The sequence below is a fragment of the Streptomyces graminilatus genome (genome assembly GCF_001418565.1).
In the GTDB taxonomy this organism is placed as follows: domain Bacteria; phylum Actinomycetota; class Actinomycetes; order Streptomycetales; family Streptomycetaceae; genus Streptomyces; species Streptomyces graminilatus.
The window spans coordinates 1-18568 of the sequence record NZ_LIQQ01000516.1; the positions used below are offsets into that span (position 1 = coordinate 1).

The 18568-nt window shown below is 70.9% G+C and carries 18 protein-coding genes; 12 read left to right on the plus strand and 6 right to left on the minus strand.

What is annotated here, in order from left to right:
• A partial coding sequence (locus AOK08_RS45155) for a C40 family peptidase (RefSeq protein WP_055533401.1) occupies nucleotides 1–826 on the plus strand: 826 nt, incomplete at its 5' end.
• Between the two features lie 18 nt (nucleotides 827–844).
• Here AOK08_RS45155 and AOK08_RS34660 read toward each other — a convergent pair.
• Entirely contained in the window at nucleotides 845–1648 is an 804-nt protein-coding gene (locus tag AOK08_RS34660; RefSeq protein ID WP_055533423.1) for a VOC family protein, read from the minus strand.
• A 377-nt stretch (nucleotides 1649–2025) separates the two neighbouring features.
• Between AOK08_RS34660 and AOK08_RS34665 the strand changes: the two genes are divergently transcribed.
• Nucleotides 2026–2877: a sulfurtransferase gene (locus AOK08_RS34665; protein WP_055533403.1), complete on the plus strand. Its 852-nt coding sequence runs from the start codon at nucleotides 2026–2028 to the stop codon at nucleotides 2875–2877.
• A gap of 194 nt (nucleotides 2878–3071) precedes the next feature.
• Here AOK08_RS34665 and sepH read toward each other — a convergent pair whose 3' ends face one another.
• The 3 genes from sepH to AOK08_RS34680 form a co-directional block, all read right to left on the minus strand.
• Nucleotides 3072–4097 (minus strand): septation protein SepH, encoded by a 1026-nt coding sequence (sepH, locus tag AOK08_RS34670; RefSeq protein WP_055533425.1) that lies wholly within the window; start codon nucleotides 4095–4097, stop codon nucleotides 3072–3074.
• 406 nt (nucleotides 4098–4503) lie between these two features.
• Nucleotides 4504–5823 carry a D-arabinono-1,4-lactone oxidase gene (locus AOK08_RS34675; protein ID WP_055533405.1) on the minus strand — a complete coding sequence of 440 codons (1320 nt, stop codon included), beginning with the start codon at nucleotides 5821–5823 and terminating at the stop codon, nucleotides 4504–4506.
• On the minus strand, nucleotides 5783–7021 hold the full coding sequence (locus AOK08_RS34680) for an MFS transporter (protein ID WP_055533408.1): 1239 nt from the start codon (nucleotides 7019–7021) through the stop codon (nucleotides 5783–5785). Before AOK08_RS34680 ends, AOK08_RS34675 begins: the two co-directional genes overlap by 41 nt.
• Nucleotides 7022–7169: 148 nt before the next feature.
• On the opposite strand from AOK08_RS34680, the gene AOK08_RS34685 reads away from it, so the two are divergent.
• Both AOK08_RS34685 and AOK08_RS34690 read left to right on the plus strand, forming a co-directional pair.
• On the plus strand, nucleotides 7170–8297 hold the full coding sequence (locus tag AOK08_RS34685) for a ferrochelatase (protein WP_055533409.1): 1128 nt from the start codon (nucleotides 7170–7172) through the stop codon (nucleotides 8295–8297).
• An 8-nt stretch (nucleotides 8298–8305) separates the two neighbouring features.
• Nucleotides 8306–9121, plus strand: a complete 816-nt coding sequence (locus tag AOK08_RS34690) for an inositol monophosphatase family protein (protein ID WP_055533411.1) — start codon at nucleotides 8306–8308, stop codon at nucleotides 9119–9121.
• Between the two features lie 103 nt (nucleotides 9122–9224).
• Here AOK08_RS34690 and AOK08_RS46730 read toward each other — a convergent pair whose 3' ends face one another.
• The gene (locus AOK08_RS46730; RefSeq protein WP_198539484.1) at nucleotides 9225–9398 is read right to left on the minus strand and encodes a hypothetical protein; all 174 of its coding nucleotides are present in this window, start codon (nucleotides 9396–9398) and stop codon (nucleotides 9225–9227) included.
• Nucleotides 9399–9832: 434 nt separating this feature from the next.
• Here AOK08_RS46730 and AOK08_RS34695 point away from each other — a divergent pair, with 434 nt between their 5' ends.
• The 4 genes from AOK08_RS34695 to AOK08_RS34710 all read left to right on the plus strand — a co-directional run bounded on the left by AOK08_RS34695 (nucleotide 9833) and on the right by AOK08_RS34710 (nucleotide 13365).
• Nucleotides 9833–10486: a response regulator transcription factor gene (locus tag AOK08_RS34695; RefSeq protein WP_006380516.1), complete on the plus strand. Its 654-nt coding sequence runs from the start codon at nucleotides 9833–9835 to the stop codon at nucleotides 10484–10486.
• A 4-nt stretch (nucleotides 10487–10490) separates the two neighbouring features.
• Entirely contained in the window at nucleotides 10491–11738 is a 1248-nt protein-coding gene (locus tag AOK08_RS34700; protein WP_055533413.1) for a sensor histidine kinase, read from the plus strand.
• Nucleotides 11739–12131: 393 nt separating this feature from the next.
• Nucleotides 12132–12428, plus strand: coding sequence for a DUF4193 domain-containing protein (locus tag AOK08_RS34705; RefSeq protein WP_006380512.1), 297 nt, complete (start codon nucleotides 12132–12134; stop codon nucleotides 12426–12428).
• Between the two features lie 13 nt (nucleotides 12429–12441).
• A complete protein-coding gene (locus AOK08_RS34710; protein ID WP_079054443.1) occupies nucleotides 12442–13365 on the plus strand; it encodes a hypothetical protein in 924 nt (307 codons plus the stop codon).
• A 108-nt stretch (nucleotides 13366–13473) separates the two neighbouring features.
• Here AOK08_RS34710 and AOK08_RS34715 read toward each other — a convergent pair whose 3' ends face one another.
• On the minus strand, nucleotides 13474–13947 hold the full coding sequence (locus tag AOK08_RS34715) for a DUF3093 domain-containing protein (RefSeq protein ID WP_055533415.1): 474 nt from the start codon (nucleotides 13945–13947) through the stop codon (nucleotides 13474–13476).
• 58 nt (nucleotides 13948–14005) lie between these two features.
• On the opposite strand from AOK08_RS34715, the gene AOK08_RS34720 reads away from it, so the two are divergent.
• From AOK08_RS34720 to AOK08_RS34735, 4 genes are all read left to right on the plus strand, one after another.
• Nucleotides 14006–14590, plus strand: coding sequence for a PaaI family thioesterase (locus AOK08_RS34720; RefSeq protein ID WP_055533417.1), 585 nt, complete (start codon nucleotides 14006–14008; stop codon nucleotides 14588–14590).
• Between the two features lie 11 nt (nucleotides 14591–14601).
• A complete protein-coding gene (gene dut / locus AOK08_RS34725; protein ID WP_055533439.1) occupies nucleotides 14602–15153 on the plus strand; it encodes a dUTP diphosphatase in 552 nt (183 codons plus the stop codon).
• A 1-nt stretch (nucleotide 15154) separates the two neighbouring features.
• Nucleotides 15155–15925: a DUF3710 domain-containing protein gene (locus tag AOK08_RS34730; protein WP_055533419.1), complete on the plus strand. Its 771-nt coding sequence runs from the start codon at nucleotides 15155–15157 to the stop codon at nucleotides 15923–15925.
• A gap of 271 nt (nucleotides 15926–16196) precedes the next feature.
• Nucleotides 16197–18568, plus strand: a 2372-nt coding sequence (locus tag AOK08_RS34735) for a sensor histidine kinase (RefSeq protein WP_055533421.1), incomplete at its 3' end; no start/stop codon positions are given.

Here is an 18568-nt window from a genome sequence, read left to right on the forward strand (position 1 = left end):
GCCCGACTCCGTGGAGGAGGCTCGCCCCCAGCCCACCCCGGAGTGGCAACTGCCCCAGCCCGCGCCCCTGGGCGCTGACGCGTTCCGCGACACGGCCACACCCCTCTACGCGGGCACGCTCCGCGACGGCGACTACGCCCTGGTCACCGAACTTCCCCTCGTCACCGCACCGTTGCCCCCCGCCACCCCTTTCCCCGCGCCGGACACGTCCTACGGAACGCCCACGGCGCCGCAGGACACGCAGGCGTTCTACGGCACGCCGACCGTTCCCCCTGGCACACAGGCGCCCCAGCAGGCGCCTCACGGGACCCTTACCCCGTCCCACGCGGCCCACACCCCCTCCCACGGCACACAGACGGCCTACGCCACCGGGACCTATCACCTCGCCACCGAGCCGTTTCCGGGTGCCGCGACGGGCATGAGCGGTGCCATCGGCCTCGCGCTGGGTCTGGAGCCCGGCGCCAAGGCCGCGAAGGCGGTCGCCTTCGCCCGCGCCCAGATCGGCAGGCCGTGCGTCTGGGGCGCGGTCGGGCCGGGCTCGTACGACAACTCCGGTCTCATCCAGGCCGCGTGGAAGGCCGCCGGGGTCGCCCTCCCGCGTTCCGTGCACGAGCAGGCGAGCGCCGGCATGGCCATCAACGTGGCCGACGTCCGGCCCGGCGACCTCGTCTTCTTCCACGGTGAGGCGGGCCATGTCGGTCATGTGGGCGTCTTCGTCGGTGACGGCATGATGATGCACGCCCCCAGTCCGGGAGCGAGGGTGCGCGAGGACTCGATCTTCGCGGCCGGTGAGGCGGCGATCCACAGCGTCCTGCGACCCGCGTAGGCGCCTTCCTGGAGGCCGTCAGCGGGCTCCCTGGATCAGCGAGAACATCGCCCCCTCCGGGTCCGTCACCGTCGCCACACGGCCGTGCGCGCTGTCGTGCGGCGGCTCGACGACATGGCCGCCCAGGTCCACCAGACGAGTGGCCGCCGCGTCCGTGTCGGCCACCTCGAAGTACGTCAGCCAGTGCGGACCACGGTCGCGGGGCAGGAAGTTGCCCACCCCGTGGATGCCGGCGACCGGCCGCCCCCCGACGATCAGGGTGACGTAGTCGAAGTCCGCCGACACGACGGGCTCCTCCTCGTAGCCGAAGACGGTCTCGTAGAACTTGGCGACGCTCGACGAGTCGCGTGTCACCAGCTCGTTCCAGGCGGGGGTGCCGGGCACACCGGTGATGCCCGTGCCCAGATGGGCGGCGGTCTGCCAGATGCCGAACACCGCGCCCATCGGGTCGGAGGCGATCGCCAGCCGGCCCGCCTCGGCCGCGTCCAGGGGGCCCACCCCCACGGTGCCGCCCGAGTGCCGGACCATCTCCGCCGTGTGGTCCACGTCGTCCGTCGCCAGATACGGCGTCCAGGCGACCGGAAGGTGGCGGTCCGGCGGCAGTTGGCCGATGCCGGCCACCTCCTGACCGTCGAGCAGGGCCCGTACGTACCAGCCGAGCTGCTGCGGGCCCAGCTCGAACTCCCAGCCGAACAACGCCCCGTAGAAGTCCTGGGTCGCCGTCATCCCGTGCACCATCAGACTCACCCAGCAGGGTGTGCCGGGCGCGTGCCGGGCCGGCGTTTCGCTGTTCCGGTCGGCCGACTCCCGTGCCTCGGTCATCGTCACTCTCTTCTCGACCCCTCGCGGTGGCCGTGTCACTTCCGCTGTCCGCCGCGTCGGCGGACCTGCCGCATGCCGTCGTACGGCGTGCTCCATCGCGTACGTCCGCCGTACCGTGCCGCGTTCTCGCGCACGCACGCTCCGTGCCGATGCTCGCACCACGCGCGGTACCGCGCGCCCGGGCCGCGCCGACCCCGTACGTCCTCGTCCCAAGGGTGCCTGACCCGGCGTTTCCCGCCTGTTTCCACCCAATTGACGCAGGTGTCCACCAGTCGTACAGCATGTGCTCGATCCCGTACACCGTGTGATCGAACCTGTCCGGCGGGAGAGTAGCCCGACCTGGCCGCCGGGGCCACCCCGTGCGCAAGGATGGGGTCATGAACGCCATCATCTCCGCACCCGAACTCGTGAACGAGTTGGCCGGTTCCGTCCCGCCCGTCCTGCTCGACGTCCGCTGGCAGTTGAGCATGGCCGCCGCGGCCGGCGCGGCGCCCTTCGACGGGCGTGCCGAGTACGCCGCCGGGCACCTTCCCGGGGCGGTCTTCGTCGACCTGGACCGGGAACTCGCCTCGGCGGCGGGACCGGCCGGCCGCCATCCGCTGCCCGACCTGGAGGTGTTCGGCGCCGCCATGCGCCGCGCGGGCGTCTCGTCCGGCGTCCCGGTCGTCGTGTACGACGGCGGACAGGGCTGGGCGGCGGCCCGCGCCTGGTGGCTGCTGCGCTGGACGGGTCACCCGGACGTGCGGGTCCTCGACGGCGGGTTGCCGTCCTGGGAGGGGGCGCTCGACGCGGACGCACCGGCGCCCGCCGAGGGCGACTTCACGCCGGTGCCGGGAGCGGCGGAGCTGCTCGACGCGGACGGGGCCGCCGCGCTGGCCCGCTCCGGGGTGCTGCTCGACGCGCGCGCGGGGGAGCGTTACCGGGGTGAGGTCGAGCCCATCGACCGGGTCGGCGGACACATCCCGGGCGCCGTCTCCGCGCCCACGAACGAGAACGTGGGGCCGGACGGACGCTTCCTGCCCGCGGAGGAACTGACGGCCCGCTTCAAGACCCTGGGCGCGACGGACGCCACCCCGGTGGGCGTGTACTGCGGCTCGGGCGTCTCGGGCGCCCACGAGGTCCTGGCCCTGGCGGTGGCGGGCATCCCGGCCGCCCTGTACGTCGGCTCCTGGTCGGAATGGTCGAGTGACCCGACCCGCCCGGTGGCCGTGGGCCCGGACCCCCAGTAGCCCACCGGATCGGCAGTCCCTGTGTTCCCCGTTCACCTGAACGGGGAACACAGCCACCTGTCGGGCGCGCGGGCCTGAAACTGGCGGGGACGGGCGCGGAACGCGCCCCGTCAGGGGCGCGGGGAACTGCGCGACCAGCCCCCACCGGGCCCGCGGTGAACGACCTGCTTACCCGGCGGAGCCACCCCGCGGGGCTACTCCTTGTTCTTGCGGCGCGTACCGAACACGATCTCGTCCCAGCTCGGCACCGCAGCCCTGCGGCCGGGCCGGACACCGTCCGCCTCGGCCTGACGGTCGGTGGCGCCGACGAGCCGGTCACGGTGGGCGCCGACCGAGCGGGGCATCAGTACGTCCGCGTACGCGGAACCGGCCGAGGCCGCCGGAGCCGGGGGCTCCTCCACCTCTTGCTCGGTGTCCGGTTCCTCCGGGACTTCCGCCGAGGCGGGCCGTTCCGGTACGACCATGTCACCGCGGAAGCTCGGTACCGCCTCCAGAAGGCTCGTCAGCGAATCGCGCTCGCTCGCGCTCACGCCCTCCTCGACGGGCTCGGACGACGGCGCGGGCAGGGCAGGGCGGTCCAGCGGGCGGTCGCGCGGCAGCCGGGCGATGCGCGGTACGAACGGGAAGCTGGGCTCGGGTGCCGCGAGATCGTCCGACTCGCCGATCAGCGAGCGGGCCTCCTCGTCGACCGCCTGTACGAGCCGCCGGGGCGGGTCGTACGTCCAGCTCGCCGAGTGGGGTTCACCGGCGACCAGATAGACCAGCAGGACTTCCCAGGTGCCGTCGTCGCGACGCCACGAGTCCCACTGGACGGTGTCCTTGTCGGCGCCACGGATCAGCAGCCGCTCCTGCACGGCCTCGCCGAGCTGGGGACCGGCGTTCTCGCCGGGCCGGCGGACCGGAGTCTTTCTGGCCCGCTCGGCCATGAAGGCGCGCTCGGCCAGCACGGGGCCCTCGAAGCGGCGTACGCGGTCCACCGGGATCCCGGCGAGCTGTGCCACCTCTTCCGCGGACGCGCCGGCACGTATCCGTGCCTGGATGTCGCGGGGGCGGAGATGACTCTCCACCTCGATCTCGATCTGGCCGAGGCGGGGACGGTCGCCGCGTACAGCGGCGCGCAGACGCTCATCGATCGGAAGCGTGTACTCCGTGCTGTCCGCAGCCTTCAGCACCAGCCGTGTGCCGTCGTTAGAGACGGCCACGACACGCAGTTCGGGCATGGGGACCTCCCGGGTGGTGCCTGCCGACGTCACGTGCGTCGCTGCTTCCGCTAGTCGAGTGTGGCCTGCCCGGGTGCAGCCTGCCACAACCTTGCCGAGTTGCCCGGCGTGTCGGGTGAGGGCCCGAGGCCGCCGTTATGTCACGGTTATCTATTCGCAACGCTAAGTGACTAACTCCGTCACCCTGTGCAACGAGCCCCCTCTTGACGGTCCTGCAAGGCCCCGGACGCCCAGGCGGGAGACCGGACCCAGGGCTCGCAACAGTACTCCATTTGGGCCACGTGCGTGGATTGGCACGCCATCCAATTGCTGCCGGGGAGTGCGAGTTGGCCGTTCTCCCGCCGGTTCCGTGACCTCGGACGCGGCCGGGTTCGCGTAAACATCGGAAACGGCACCAATTGCCGCGCTACGCGCCGAGCACCCGCCGCAAGTAGTCGTTCTGGAACAGGCGTTCAGGGTCGAGCCGGTCCCGCAGCGCGGTGAACTCGCCGAAGCGCGGGTAGACGCCGGCGAAGTACTCGGCGTCCCGGGTGTGCACCTTGCCCCAGTGCGGCCGTCCCTCGTGCGCCGTGAAGATCCGCTCGGCGGCCGTGAAATACGCCTGGTAGGGCGTCCCCCGGAACATGTGCACGGCGACGTAGGCGCTGTCGCGGCCCGACGCCGTGGACAGGGCGATGTCGTCGGCGGGGGCCGTGCGCACCTCCACGGGGAAGCTGATCCGCAGGTCCGACCGGTCGACCATCGCCTTGAGTTCGCGCAGCGTGGCCACCAGGGCCTCGCGCGGAACGGCGTACTCCATCTCCACGAACCGCACCCGGCGCGGCGACGTGTAGACCTTGTACGGGATGTCGGTGTACGTCCGCGCGGACAGGGCCTTGCTGGAGACCTGGGCGATCGCCGGGATCGTGGCGGGCACCGTGCGGCCGACCAACTGGGCCACCTGGAACACGCCGTTGGAGAGGAACTCGTCCTCGATCCAGCCGCTGATCCGGCTGACCGGCTTCTCGGGGCCCGCGCTGCGGTTGTTGCGCTTGGTGTTGGTGTTGCCGGTGTGCGGGAACCAGTAGAACTCGAAGTGCTCGTTCTCGGCCCAGAGTTCGTCGAACGCGCTGGTGACCTTGTCGAAGGTCATCGGCTCCTCGCGGGCGGTGAGCAGGAAGAGGGGCTCCACGGCGAAGGTGATCGCCGTGATGATCCCGAGGGCACCGATACCGACCCGGGCCGCCGCGAAGACCTCCGGATTCTCCTTCTCGGAGCAGACGAGCAGCGAACCGTCCGCCTTCACCAGTTCAAGTCCCCTGATCTGGGCGGCTATCGAGCCCGACTCGCGGCCCGTGCCGTGCGTGCCGGTGCTGGTGGCGCCCGAGACCGTCTGCTCCATGATGTCGCCCATGTTCGTGAGCGACAGGCCCTCGCGGGCGAGAGCCATGTTGAGTCTCTTGAGCGGAGTGCCCGCCTCGACCGTGACCGTCATGTTCGCCCGGTCGATGTTGCGGATTCCGGTCAACAGTTGAGGGCGGATCAACACCCCGTCCGTGGCGGCGGTCGCCGTGAAGGAGTGCCCGGTGCCCACGGCCTTCACCTTCAGGCCGTCCGAGGCTGCCTGCCGCACGGCCGCGGACAGTTCCTCCACGGAAGCGGGCGTGACCTCCCGGACGGGCCGGGCGGTGACGTTGCCCGCCCAGTTACGCCACGTGCCGCTCCTGCCGTTCACTGCGCTGTTCAACGGTGCCTCCCCGACACGGAACCGGCCTGCTGAGCCGGCGGTACCCGAGGAAACCGACCGCTACCGCGACGGCCCCGGACGCCACCGGAACCCCGTACCCGGCGCTCGCACCGGCGGCGTCGATCACCCAGCCGGACACGGAGGAGCCGAGCGCGACACCGACCGCGAGCCCGGTGGTCACCCAGGTCATGCCCTCGGTCAGTTGCGCGCGTGGTACGTGCTGTTCGACGAGGGACATCGTCGTGATCATCGTGGGAGCGATGGACAGACCCGCAACGAACAGCGCCACGGCCAGAGACGGCAAGTTTCCGACCAGTAGGAGGGGGATCATACTCACGGCCATCGCACATACGCCCAGCAACCACCGGCGTTCCGGGGCTCCCGGGAGGTGCAGCAGCCCGAACACGGCTCCGGCCGCGCAGGAGCCCGCCGCGTAGAGGGCCAGCACGACGCTCGCGGCGCCCTTGTGGCCCTGTTCCTCGGCGAAGGCGACGCTGACCACGTCGACTGCCCCGAAGATCGCCCCGACCGCCGCGAAGGTGACCACCAGGACCTGGAGCCCGGCGGAGCGCAGCGCCGAGCCGCCCCGGTGCTGCGAGAGCGGATGCGGCTCCGGTTCGGTGTCGCGCTGAGAGGTCAGCCAGAAGACACCGGCCGCCAGGAAGCAGGCCGCGAGCAGCGGACCCGCCTCCGGGAACCACACCGTGGACAGACCGATCGACAGGATCGGCCCGAAGATGAAGCAGACCTCGTCCACCACGGACTCGAACGAGTACGCGGTGTGCAACTGCGGGGTGTCCCGGTAGACGGCCGCCCAGCGGGCCCGGGTCATCGAGCCGACGCTCGGGACGCAGCCGATGCCGGCAGCGCACACGAACAGCAGCCAGTCCGGCCATCCGAAGTGCGCGGCGCAGAGCAGCCCGGCCGACGCCAGCAGGGCGCAGAGCGTCGCCGGACGCAGCACGCGGCGCTGCCCGTACCGGTCGACCAGGCGGGAGACCTGCGGGCCCACCACCGCCGCCGCCAGGGCCATGGTCGCCGAGAGCGCGCCCGCGAGGCCGTACCGGCCGGTGAGCTGGGAGACCATCGTGACCACGCCGATGCCCATCATCGACAGCGGCATCCGGCCGAGGAACCCAGCGGCGGTGAAGCGCCTGGAGCCGGGGGCGGCGAACAGAGCACGGTAAGGGCTGGGCACGGGGGTCTCCGGTCGGTCCGGTAAGGCGTGGCGAAACGCGCGTAAGGCGTGAAGCGAGCCAATACAGCTTACGAGTCGGGCGGACCCGGCACACTCCCGGGGCGGGCCGGGATCCCGGCTGTCAGAGGGGGGTGGCAGGATCGGAGCCATGCCAGATGTGCTCGACGCCACCCCCTACGACGCCCTGCTCCTGCTCTCGTTCGGCGGCCCCGAGGGCCCGGACGACGTGGTTCCGTTCCTGGAGAACGTGACACGCGGGCGGGGCATCCCCAAGGAACGCCTCAAGGAGGTCGGACAGCACTACTTCCTGTTCGGCGGGGTCAGCCCGATCAACGACCAGAACCGCGCCCTCCTGGACGCCCTGCGCAAGGACTTCGCCGATCACGGTCTGGATCTGCCGGTCTACTGGGGCAACCGCAACTGGGCCCCGTATCTGACCGACACCCTGCGCGAGCTGGTCCAGGACGGCAGACGCCGCGTCCTCGTCCTCGCCACCAGCGCGTACGCCTCGTACTCGGGCTGCCGCCAGTACCGCGAGAACCTCGCGGACTCCCTGGCCGCCCTGGAGGCCGAGGGCCTCGACCTGCCCCGGGTCGACAAGCTGCGGCACTACTTCAACCACCCGGGCTTCCTCGAGCCCATGATCGACGGCGTGCTCACCTCCCTCGCCGAGCTGCCCGAGGACGTCAGGGACGGCGCGCACCTCGCCTTCTCGACCCACTCCGTCCCGACCGCGTCCGCCGACACCTCCGGGCCCGTCGAGGACCACGGGGACGGCGGCGCCTATGTGAAGCAGCACCTGGACACCGCGCGGCTGATCGTGGACGCGGTGCGCGAGCGGACCGGCGTCGACCATCCCTGGCGGCTCGTCTACCAGTCCCGTTCCGGAGCCCCGCACATCCCGTGGCTGGAGCCCGACATCTGCGACCACCTGGAGGAGCTGCACGGCGCCGGTGTCCCGGCCGTCGTGATCTCGCCGATCGGGTTCGTGTCGGACCACATGGAGATCCTGTACGACCTCGACACGGAGGCGAAGGCGAAGGCCGAGGAACTGGGCCTGCCCATGCGCCGCGCCGCGACCGTGGGCGCCGACCCGCGCTTCGCCGCCGCGATCCGGGACCTCGTCCTGGAGCGCGCCGCCACCGAGAACGGCCAGGACATCACGCCGTGCGCCCTGGGCACGCTCGGCGCGACCCGGAACCTCTGCCCCGTGGGCTGCTGCCCGTCCCGTGCCCCCAGGCCCGCCGCCGCGGGCGCCGACAGCCCGTACGCGTGAGGATCCCTGTGAGCGACCCCCTGCTGCCCGAACTGCTCCGGCTCGCCCAGGAGGCGGCCCGCCGCGCGGGAGCGCTGCTGAGGGACGGCCGGCCGGCCGATCTCGCCGTCGCCGCCACCAAGTCCAGCCCCATCGACGTCGTCACGGAGATGGACATCGCGGCGGAGAAACTGATCACCGACGTGATCTCCGGCCACCGCCCCGACGACGGCTTCCTCGGCGAGGAAGGTGCCTCCAGCGAGGGCAGCAGCGGCATCCGCTGGGTCATCGACCCGCTCGACGGCACGGTCAACTACCTGTACGGACTGCCCACTTGGTCCGTCTCCATCGCCGCCGAGCGGGACGGCGAGCGGATCGTCGGCGTGGTCGCGGCGCCGATGCGCGGCGAGACGTACCACGCGGTGCTCGGCGGGGGAGCCTGGGCCACCGGCGCCTGGGAGGGCGAACGCCGGCTCGCCGTCCGTCCGGCCCCGCCCCTGGACCAGGCCCTGGTCTCGACGGGCTTCAACTACGTCGCCGAGGTCAAGGCCCACCAGGCCGAGGTGGCCCGGCGGCTGATCCCGCTGCTGCGCGACATCCGGCGCGGCGGCTCGGCGGCGGTCGACCTGTGCGATGTGGCGGCGGGCCGGCTGGACGGCTACTACGAGCGCGGCCTCAACGCCTGGGACTTCGCCGCGGGCGACCTCATCGCCCGGGAGGCGGGCGCGCTGACTGGTGGACGCCCGGGAGAGCGCCCGTCACGCGATCTGACGGTCGCGGGCACCCCGGGGGTCTTCGAGCCCCTCCAGCACCTCCTGGAGGACTTCGGCGCCTGGCACGACTGACCGACGGCCGGCCCCGAAGAGCCAACGAAAAAGAGGAGGCCCCGGCACTGGATCGATGCCGGGGCTCCCCTTTTTCTCTACTACGGACTGAATACGGACTGGATCAGACGCTGGTCGCGCCGACCTCCACGCCGTGTTCCGCCGCGAGACGGCGCAGTTCGTCGAGGTCGGCCTCTTCCACCTCGACGAGGAAGTCGTCGCCCTCGTCGCGAGCCCGTGCAAGGTCGGTCTCGGTCGCCCTAATGCGCTGCAGAAGTCCTGCGGTGAATGCGTCCATGCTGCGCCCCCTCGTCCTGGGTCGTGGGTCGACGGCACGGGGGTGTGCCGTCCGGAAGGGGCGATCACGTCTCGGACTGGGTGCCCAGCGCTGCCCTGCCGGGCGGCGACGGTGCCGGACACCCACGCCCGCTCTGCGGAATGCGGCCTGTCGTGCCACAAGGTGTCATGGCACATGCAGAGCGTGATCGCGGGGTGTAAAGCCGTCCTCCCCCCGCTCCCCGCGGAGGAAACCTCCACCCATCAAGATTTCTTCCCCCGCCCGGCGGCAGGAGCGGCCAGGGCCGGCCGGGAAGCCGCAAAGCGGCGATCCCGCCGCGAGCCCCTTACAACCGGTTTACGGGCGAAAGCGGCAGGATGGAGGCCTTGACCACAGGAATGTTTCCGCCAACGTGCCGTCCCGGCCCGCGGGCGACCCCGAGGAAGGACAACGACGTGCGCGTACTCGTCGTCGAGGACGAGCAACTGCTCGCCGATGCGGTGGCCACCGGACTGCGCCGGGAGGCCATGGCCGTCGACGTCGTGTACGACGGCGCGGCGGCCCTGGAGCGCATCGGCGTCAACGACTACGACGTGGTCGTCCTCGACCGGGACCTCCCGCTGGTGCACGGCGACGACGTCTGCCGCAAGATCGTCGAACTCGGCATGCCCACGCGCGTGCTGATGCTCACGGCGTCCGGGGATGTCAGCGACCGGGTCGAGGGCCTGGAGATCGGCGCCGACGACTACCTCCCCAAGCCCTTCGCCTTCAGCGAGCTGACGGCACGCGTGCGTGCCCTCGGCCGGCGTACGAGCCTGCCGCTGCCGCCCGTCCTGGAGCGCGCCGGGATCAAGCTCGACCCCAACCGCCGGGAGGTCTTCCGCGACGGCAAGGAAGTCCAGCTCGCGCCCAAGGAGTTCGCCGTCCTGGAGGTGCTGCTGCGCAGCGAGGGCGCGGTCGTCTCCGCTGAGCAGCTCCTGGAGAAGGCCTGGGACGAGAACACCGACCCGTTCACCAACGTTGTCCGCGTGACCGTGATGACCCTGCGTCGCAAGCTGGGCGAGCCCCCTGTGATCGTCACCGTGCCGGGCTCCGGCTATCGGATCTGAATCGATGGCCACGACACCCGTCCCCCCGAAGGCGCCTCCGAAGCCCACCTGGGACCCGAGGAAGCCGCAGCAACTGCCCTGGCTGCGCCCGACCATCCGCATACGCCTGACGCTGCTGTACGGCGGCATGTTCCTGATCGCCGGCATCCTGCTGCTGTCGATCATCTACCTGCTGGCCGCCCAGGCGCTGAACACGGGCAACGAACCGCTCTTCAAGATCGTCGACGGCAACGCCATCAAGGTCACCAGCGACAACTGCCCCGCTGTGAACAACGCCACGGACCTGTCGCTCGACACCTTCAACCAGGCGATCAGCGCCTGCATCGACGGTCAGCGCCAGGTCGCCCTGGACAACCTTCTCAGCCGCTCCCTGCTGGCCCTGCTCGGCCTCGCGATCATCGCCTTCGCTTTCGGCTACGCCATGGCCGGCCGGGTCCTGTCACCGCTCGGCCGGATCACCCGCACCGCGCGCGCGGTGGCGGGCTCGGACCTGTCTCGCCGCATCGAGCTGGACGGCCCGGACGACGAGCTGAAGGAGCTGGCGGACACCTTCGACGAGATGCTGGAGCGGCTGCAGAGGGCGTTCACCGCTCAGCAGAGATTCGTCGGCAACGCCTCGCACGAGCTGAGAACACCGCTCGCGATCAACCGCACGCTCCTCGAAGTGCACCTGTCCGATCCGGGCGCGCCGCCGGAGCTCCAGCAACTGGGCAAGACGCTGCTGGCCACCAACGAGCGCAGCGAGCAGCTCGTCGAGGGGCTGCTGCTGCTCGCCCGCAGCGACAACCAGATCATCGAGCGCAAGCCGGTGGACCTCGCCGAGGTCGCCGAACACGCGGTCGACCAGGTGCACGCCGAGGCGGAGGCCAAGGGGGTCGTGTTCCGGGGGAAGCGGGATCCCGTGGTGGTCCAGGGCAACGGCGTGCTGCTGGAGCGGATCGCGCTGAACCTCGTGCAGAACGCGGTGCGGTACAACGTCCCGGAGGACGGCTGGGTCGAGGTGACGACGGAGGTCCAGCACGGGCAGGCGGTGCTGATTGTCTCGAACACGGGTCCCGTGGTCCCGGCGTACGAGATCGACAACCTCTTCGAGCCCTTCAGACGGCTGCGTACGGAGCGTACGGGCAGTGACAAGGGTGTGGGCCTAGGCCTGTCGATCGCGCGCTCTGTGGCGCGCGCCCACGGTGGCCACATCTCGGCCGTACCGCGTGAGGGAGGTGGACTCGTGATGCGAGTGGCCCTGTCGATCTGAGATCATGTCGCCGACACGCGAGGATGTTCGCTTTGCGCGGAATTTCCGGGGTACCCTCCCCGCTACCTTGTGTGTGATCGATCACAAGGGCGAATTTTCGGCCATCCACTCTCCGTGATTGTGCAAGTCCTCGTAAGGCCCGGTAATTCCGGGTTTTCGGGGGTCTTGATCACGGGAAGTACACGGTGGGGGCCTTTGAAGTGTGGCATTCGGACCGTGTACGGTCCCGATCGCCATCCATGCTGATCTCTCTCAAGGGGGTCGGTTGGGTGTCGATTGAGTAACAGACCTTGATGTGAGGCAAAATCTCCGCCTCAGGTCGGGCACAAGTCCGGCCTCTCACGCGTTACCTGCGCTGAGACACCGCAGACACCCAGAGGGGGAGAGCGCGACATGGCAACGGATTACGACACCCCACGCAAGACCGACGACGACGTCGACTCGGACAGTCTTGAAGAGCTGAAGGCCAGGAGGAACGACAAGTCGACGTCCTCCGTGGACGTCGACGAGTTCGAGGCCGCCGAGGGCCTCGAACTGCCCGGAGCGGACCTCTCGAACGAGGAGTTGGCCGTCCGGGTGCTGCCCAAGCAGCAGGACGAGTTCACCTGCATGACCTGCTTCCTGGTGCACCACCGCAGCCAGCTGGCCCGCGAGAAGAACGGTCAGCCGATCTGCCGCGACTGCGACTGAGGCAGGGTCGGCCGTGACTGGCTCGACCCCTCCTTGGAAGCGCCGCTTCCCCTCGCGGGGAGCGGACCAGGGGCCGCAGGACGGCCCTCATGGTGTGCGTGACGACGAGCGGGGCTCATCCGGTACAGGATCGGCCTCGCTCGAACCGGCCGCCGGGCCGGCCGACCACAGGGACGACCTCCCGGTGCCGGCCGAGCCTTCCGCACCCGTCACCGGGTGGCGGACGGCCACGATCCGGGCGAGGGCCATGGAAGGCATCCGCAAGGGCCGCAGCCGCGCGAGGGCGGGCCTGGCGTACGTCACCGACCGGATCATCGAGAACGCCCCGCGTATCCCCGTACGCGACCTCGCCACCCTCCGACGGCAGTTCCCGGGCCTCGGCCCCGAGCAACTCGCGGACAAGCTCGTCGTGGGCGCCGCGAGCGCAACGGCGACCGTCGGCGCGGGCATCGGCGCGGCGGCGATGCTGCCCGTGCCTCCGGCCATGCCGACCGAGCTGGCCGCGGAGATCACCGGCGTGGCCGCGATCGAGCTGAAGATGATCGCCGAGCTGCACGAGGTCTACGGCGTACGCCCGCCCGGCAACCTCAAGCAGCGCAGTACCGCCTACCTCAACTCGTGGTCGGGCGAGCGCGGGATCGACGTGACGAGACCGTCGACGATCAACGTCGCCCTCGGCGGCCAGATGAAGCGCGAACTGCGCCAGCAGATCATGAAGCGGACGATCCGGGACCTGCCCAACCTCATGCCGTTCATGGTGGGCGCCGCCGTCGGCGCGGTCATGAACCGGCGCGACACCAAGAAGCTCGCGGAGCGCATCCGCAAGGACCTGCGCAGATTCCAGGTCCCCTGGGACGAGCTCCCGGAACTGCCCCCGCTGGAGCCGCCCAAGGACGCGCTGACCCTCGGGGACGGGCTGAGGGAACTCGGGCAGTAAAGGCCTCGGCGGGCCCGCACGACCCCGGACAAAGGTGCGGCGGGCAAGTCTTTGCCCGCCGCCGGAGAAGAATTTGCCGACGCGCGCCGAGCCGCCGCGCGGGCCGGTTCAGCCCGCGTCGCGCGTGGCCTCCCGGGCCGACTCCAGCGCCGCCACCAGCCGCTCGGGCTCCCGCGTCGACAGGTACAGATAAGGCGTGGGGTCCTTGGGGTCCGTGACCTGCACGCGCAGCGCCGTGGGGATGTAGGAGCGCAGGAGCATGAAGGCACGGGTGTCCGCCTTGTAGGTGCGCCAGGCGCGCGCCTCCTCCGCGTCCAGGATCTCCGCCTCGCCCAGCGCCGACACCGGGATCTTCGCCTCGCCCGCGATCAACGCGTCCCCCACGACCCGGATCCGGATCGAGCCGTACGAACTCGCCGCCACCGAGGCCACCGCGGTGCCGCCCACCAGGCCGCCGAGCAGGGGCAGCGTGCCGAACGGAAGCAGGATCAGGGCGAAGGAGACGCCGACCAGGAACGAGATCAGCCACCAGGAACGGGGGGCCGTGAGGCGTTCTTCGTACGGGGAGGCGGAAAGCTGCATGAAGCCAAGCTTGGCACGGTGTCGGCCGGGAGCCGACTCGCGGGTAAGGTCTGCGGCTGTGAGTGGTACTTCCGCAGCTCTGAAGCCCCCCGCCGACGCCGTGGCGCCCGTGCGGCAACCGGACGCGCCCGCGCCCGGCGAGCTCCTCGGAAGCCACTACGAACAGTGTTTCGGATGCGGTGCCGGGCAGCCCCATGGGCTGCACCTCGCCGCCCGGGCCGGAGAGGGCGTCACGGTCACCGCCGAGTTCACCGTGCGGGAGGCCCACCAGGGCGCCCCCGGCCTCGCCCACGGCGGCGTCCTCGCCAGCGCGCTGGACGAGACGCTCGGCTCGCTGAACTGGCTGCTGCGCACCATCGCCGTGACCGGACGGCTGGAGACCGAGTTCGTCCGGCCCGTGCCCGTGGGCACCTTGCTCCACCTGGAGGCCGAGGTCACGGCGGTGGCCCGGCGCAAGATCTACTCGACCGCCACCGGACGCATCGGCGGCCCCGACGGGCCCGTCGCGGTGCGCGCCGAGGCCCTCTTCATCGAGGTCAAGGTCGACCACTTCATCGAAAACGGCCGCCCGGAGGAGATCCGGGCCGCCATGAGCGACCCGGACCAGCTCCGGCGCGCCCGCGCATTCGAGGTGAACCCGTGATCCCCGCCCCCATGGGCCGTGAGCCCCTGGACGTGTCCATCCGCCGCGTCGACCCGGACGTACCGCTTCCGGCGTACGCGCAGCCGGGCGACGCCGGAGCCGACCTGCGGACCACGGAGGACTGCGAACTGGCGCCCGGGGAACGCGCTGTTCTCCCCACCGGGGTTTCCATCGCGCTCCCGGACGGGTACGCGGCCTTCGTGCACCCCCGTTCGGGCCTCGCGGCCCGGTGCGGTGTCGCTCTGGTGAATGCCCCGGGGACGGTTGATGCCGGGTACCGTGGGGAGATCAAGGTAATCGTGGTGAATCTCGACCCGCACGAAACAGTGCGGTTCGAGCGCTTCGACAGAATCGCCCAACTGGTCGTCCAGCAGGTCGAGAAGGTCCGCTTCCGGGAGGTCGCGGAACTTCCCGGCTCGGCGCGCGCCGAGGGGGGCTTCGGGTCCACCGGAGGTCACGCCTCGGTGGGCGGTGCGGGCGGTCACAGCGGTCAGGCCGCAGTAGGCGGCACTACGGGTGGGAATCGATACGCTTCGGTCGTATCCGACCGGGAAGGACAGTGACGTGTTCGGACGTCGCAACAAGAAGGGTGCCGCCGGGGACGCGGCCGGCGAGGCCGAGCAGGTCGTCGACAGCGTCGACACTGAGGCGGACGAAGCAGTGGGTTCGCGTACGCGCGTCCGGCTGGAGCCGGAGCCGCGTCCCGACGGGCCCTGGGACGACACCGAGGTGCGCGAGCCCGGCGAGGGCCGGGTGGACCTGGGCGGACTCTTCGTGCCCGGGGTCGACGGCATGGAGCTGCGGGTAGAGGTCGCGGGCGACGCGATCGTCGCGGCGACCGTCGTGCTGCGCGACAGCGCCGTGCAGCTCCAGGCCTTCGCCGCGCCCAAGCGCGAGGGCATCTGGGGCGAGGTGCGCGAGGAGATCGCCAGCGGTATCACCCAGCAGGGTGGCATCGTCGACGAGGTCGAGGGGCCGCTGGGCTGGGAGCTGCGGGCGCAGGTGCCGGTGCAGCTGCCGGACGGCACCGGCGGTTTCCAGGTCGTGCGGTTCGTCGGTGTGGACGGTCCGCGTTGGTTCCTGCGCGGGGTCATCTCCGGGCAGGGCGCCGTGCAGCCGCAGGCGGCCGGTCTCCTGGAGCAGATCTTCCGGGACACGGTCGTCGTCCGTGGCGAGGGGCCGATGGCGCCCCGCGACCCGATCGTCCTGAAGCTGCCGAACGACGCGCAGATGGTGCCCGAAGGGGTGCAGCAGGTCGAGGAGGAGGCCGGTTCCCGCTTCGGCGGTGGCATGGGCCAGCTCCAGCGTGGGCCGGAGATCACCGAGGTTCGCTGAGGGCTCCGCCGGTTACGCGGGTTGTTCGCCGCGGGCCCGGTGGGGGCTGGTCGCGCAGTTCCCCGCGCCCCTTTGGGGCGCGGACGCGCAGCGCACGTTCTGTGGCACGGGCCGTATTCCTCGGGTGAGGAGTGCGGCCCGTGTTCCGTTCGCCCGGGCGTCAGGGTTGTGTCAAAGAGCCGCTTCGGCCTGCCCGCTGTCCCATTTGTCGACATTGTTGGACGTAGGGTCGACGCTGCGTGAGCAGTAGACATGGGAAGACAATGAGGCCATGGGTCGCGGCAAGCTTCGGATCTACCTCGGTGCGGCACCGGGCGTCGGCAAGACGTACGCGATGCTGTCCGAGGCGCACCGCCGTGTCGAGCGCGGGACGGACTGCGTGGTGGCCTTCGTGGAGCACCACGGCAGGCCGCGCACCGAGGTGATGCTGCACGGGCTGGAGCAGATCCCGCGCAAGGACCTGCCCTACCGCGGATCCGTGTTCACCGAGATGGACGTGGACGCCGTACTCGCCCGTAAGCCGCAGATCGCCCTGGTGGACGAACTGCCGCACACCAACATCCCCGGCTCGCGCAACACCAAGCGCTGGCAGGACGTGGAGGAGCTGCTGGCCGCGGGTATTGACGTCATATCGACTGTCAACATTCAACATCTTGAGTCGTTGGGTGATGTGGTTGAGTCGATCACTGGTGTACGTCAACAGGAGACCGTCCCCGACGAGGTGGTCCGGCGTGCGGATCAGATCGAGCTGGTCGACATGTCCCCACAGGCGCTGCGGCGGCGGATGGCGCACGGCAACATCTACAAGTCCGACAAGGTCGACGCGGCTCTCGCCAACTACTTCCGGCCGGGGAACCTGACCGCTCTGCGGGAGCTGGCGCTGTTGTGGGTGGCGGACCGGGTCGACGAGTACCTCACCGAGTACCGCAGCGAGCACCAGGTCTCCAGGATCTGGGGCTCGCGCGAGCGGATCGTGGTCGGACTGACCGGCGGGCCCGAGGGCCGCACGCTGATCCGGCGGGCCGCACGGCTCGCGGAGAAGGGCGCGGGCGGCGAGGTCATGGCCGTCTACATCGCCCGCAGCGACGGTCTGACCAACGCCTCGCCGAAGGAGCTGGCCGTCCAGCGGACGCTGGTCGAGGACCTCGGCGGAACGTTTCACCATGTGGTCGGGGACGACGTCCCCGTGGCGCTGCTGGACTTCGCCAGGGGGGTGAACGCCACGCAGATCGTGCTGGGTGTCTCCCGGCGAAAGACCTGGCAGTACGTCTTCGGTCCCGGTGTCGGCGCGACCGTGGCCCGGGACTCGGGGCCCGACCTCGACGTCCATCTGATCACCCATGACGAGGCGGGCAAGGGCCGCGGGCTGCCGGTGGCCCGGGGGGCCCGGCTCGGGCGGGCGCGGATCGTGTGGGGCTGGCTGGTCGGCGTGGCCGGTCCGGTGCTGCTCGCGCTGCTGCTGAACGCCGTCGACCTCGGCCTCGCCAACGACATGCTGCTTTTCCTGGCGCTCACGGTGGCGGCGGCCCTGCTCGGCGGCCTCTTCCCGGCGCTGGCCTCGGCGGCCGTCGGCTCCCTGCTGCTGAACTACTACTACACACCGCCGTACCACCGGCTGACCATCGCCGACCCGAAGAACATCGTCGCCCTGGTGATCTTCTTCGGGGTCGCCGTGTCGGTGGCGTCCGTGGTGGATCTGGCCGCCCGGCGCACGCACCAGGCGGCCCGGCTGCGGGCCGAGTCGGAGATCCTCTCCTTCCTCGCGGGCAGTGTCCTGCGCGGGGAGACCAGCCTGGAGGCGCTTCTGGACCGGGTCAGGGAGACCTTCGGCATGGAGTCCGTGGCCCTGCTGGAACGCGCCTCAGACGTCGATCCGTGGACCTGCGCGGGCAGCGTCGGCACCCGGCAGGCGGTGGAGCGGCCGGAGGACGCGGACGTGGACATGCCGGTCGGCGACAACCTGGCGCTCGCGCTGTCCGGCCGGGTACTGCCCGCCGCCGACCGGCGTGTGCTCGCCGCGTTCGCCGCCCAGGCGGCCGTGGTGCTGGACCGCCGACGCCTCCAGTCCCAGGCCGACGAGGCCCGTACCCTCGCCGAGGGCAACCGGATCCGCACGGCGCTGCTGGCCGCCGTCAGCCATGACCTCCGTACCCCACTGGCCGGGATCAAGGCGGCGGTCTCGTCGCTGCGGTCGGACGACGTGGCGTGGTCCGAGGAGGACCGGGCCGAACTGCTGGCCGGCATCGAGGACGGGGCGGACCGGCTGGACCACCTCGTGGGCAACCTGCTGGACATGTCCCGGCTCCAGACCGGCACCGTCACCCCGCTGATCAGGGAGATCGACCTCGACGAGGTGGTGCCGATGGCGCTGGGAGGCGTACCCGAGGACAGCGTCGAGCTGGACATTCCCGAGACCCTGCCGATGGTCGCCGTGGACCCCGGGCTGCTGGAGCGGTCGGTGGCCAACCTGGTCGAGAACGCCGTCAAGTACAGCCCGGCGGGGGAGACGGTGCTCGTGGCCGCCAGCGCCATCGCCGAGCGGGTGGAGGTGCGGGTGGTGGACCGGGGGAGGGGCGTGCCGGACGAGGCGAAGGACCGCATCTTCGAGCCCTTCCAGCGGTACGGTGACGCTCCGCGCGGAGC

Coding starts and splice junctions, on each gene's coding strand:
- AOK08_RS34660 (WP_055533423.1), bottom strand. CDS start 1,648: ATGACCGAGGCACGGGAGTCGGCCGACCGGAACAGCGAAACGCCGGCC.
- AOK08_RS34665 (WP_055533403.1), top strand. CDS start 2,026: ATGAACGCCATCATCTCCGCACCCGAACTCGTGAACGAGTTGGCCGGT.
- sepH (WP_055533425.1), bottom strand. CDS start 4,097: ATGCCCGAACTGCGTGTCGTGGCCGTCTCTAACGACGGCACACGGCTG.
- AOK08_RS34685 (WP_055533409.1), top strand. CDS start 7,170: ATGCCAGATGTGCTCGACGCCACCCCCTACGACGCCCTGCTCCTGCTC.
- AOK08_RS46730 (WP_198539484.1), bottom strand. CDS start 9,398: ATGGACGCATTCACCGCAGGACTTCTGCAGCGCATTAGGGCGACCGAG.
- AOK08_RS34700 (WP_055533413.1), top strand. CDS start 10,491: ATGGCCACGACACCCGTCCCCCCGAAGGCGCCTCCGAAGCCCACCTGG.
- AOK08_RS34705 (WP_006380512.1), top strand. CDS start 12,132: ATGGCAACGGATTACGACACCCCACGCAAGACCGACGACGACGTCGAC.
- AOK08_RS34715 (WP_055533415.1), bottom strand. CDS start 13,947: ATGCAGCTTTCCGCCTCCCCGTACGAAGAACGCCTCACGGCCCCCCGT.
- dut (WP_055533439.1), top strand. CDS start 14,602: ATGGGCCGTGAGCCCCTGGACGTGTCCATCCGCCGCGTCGACCCGGAC.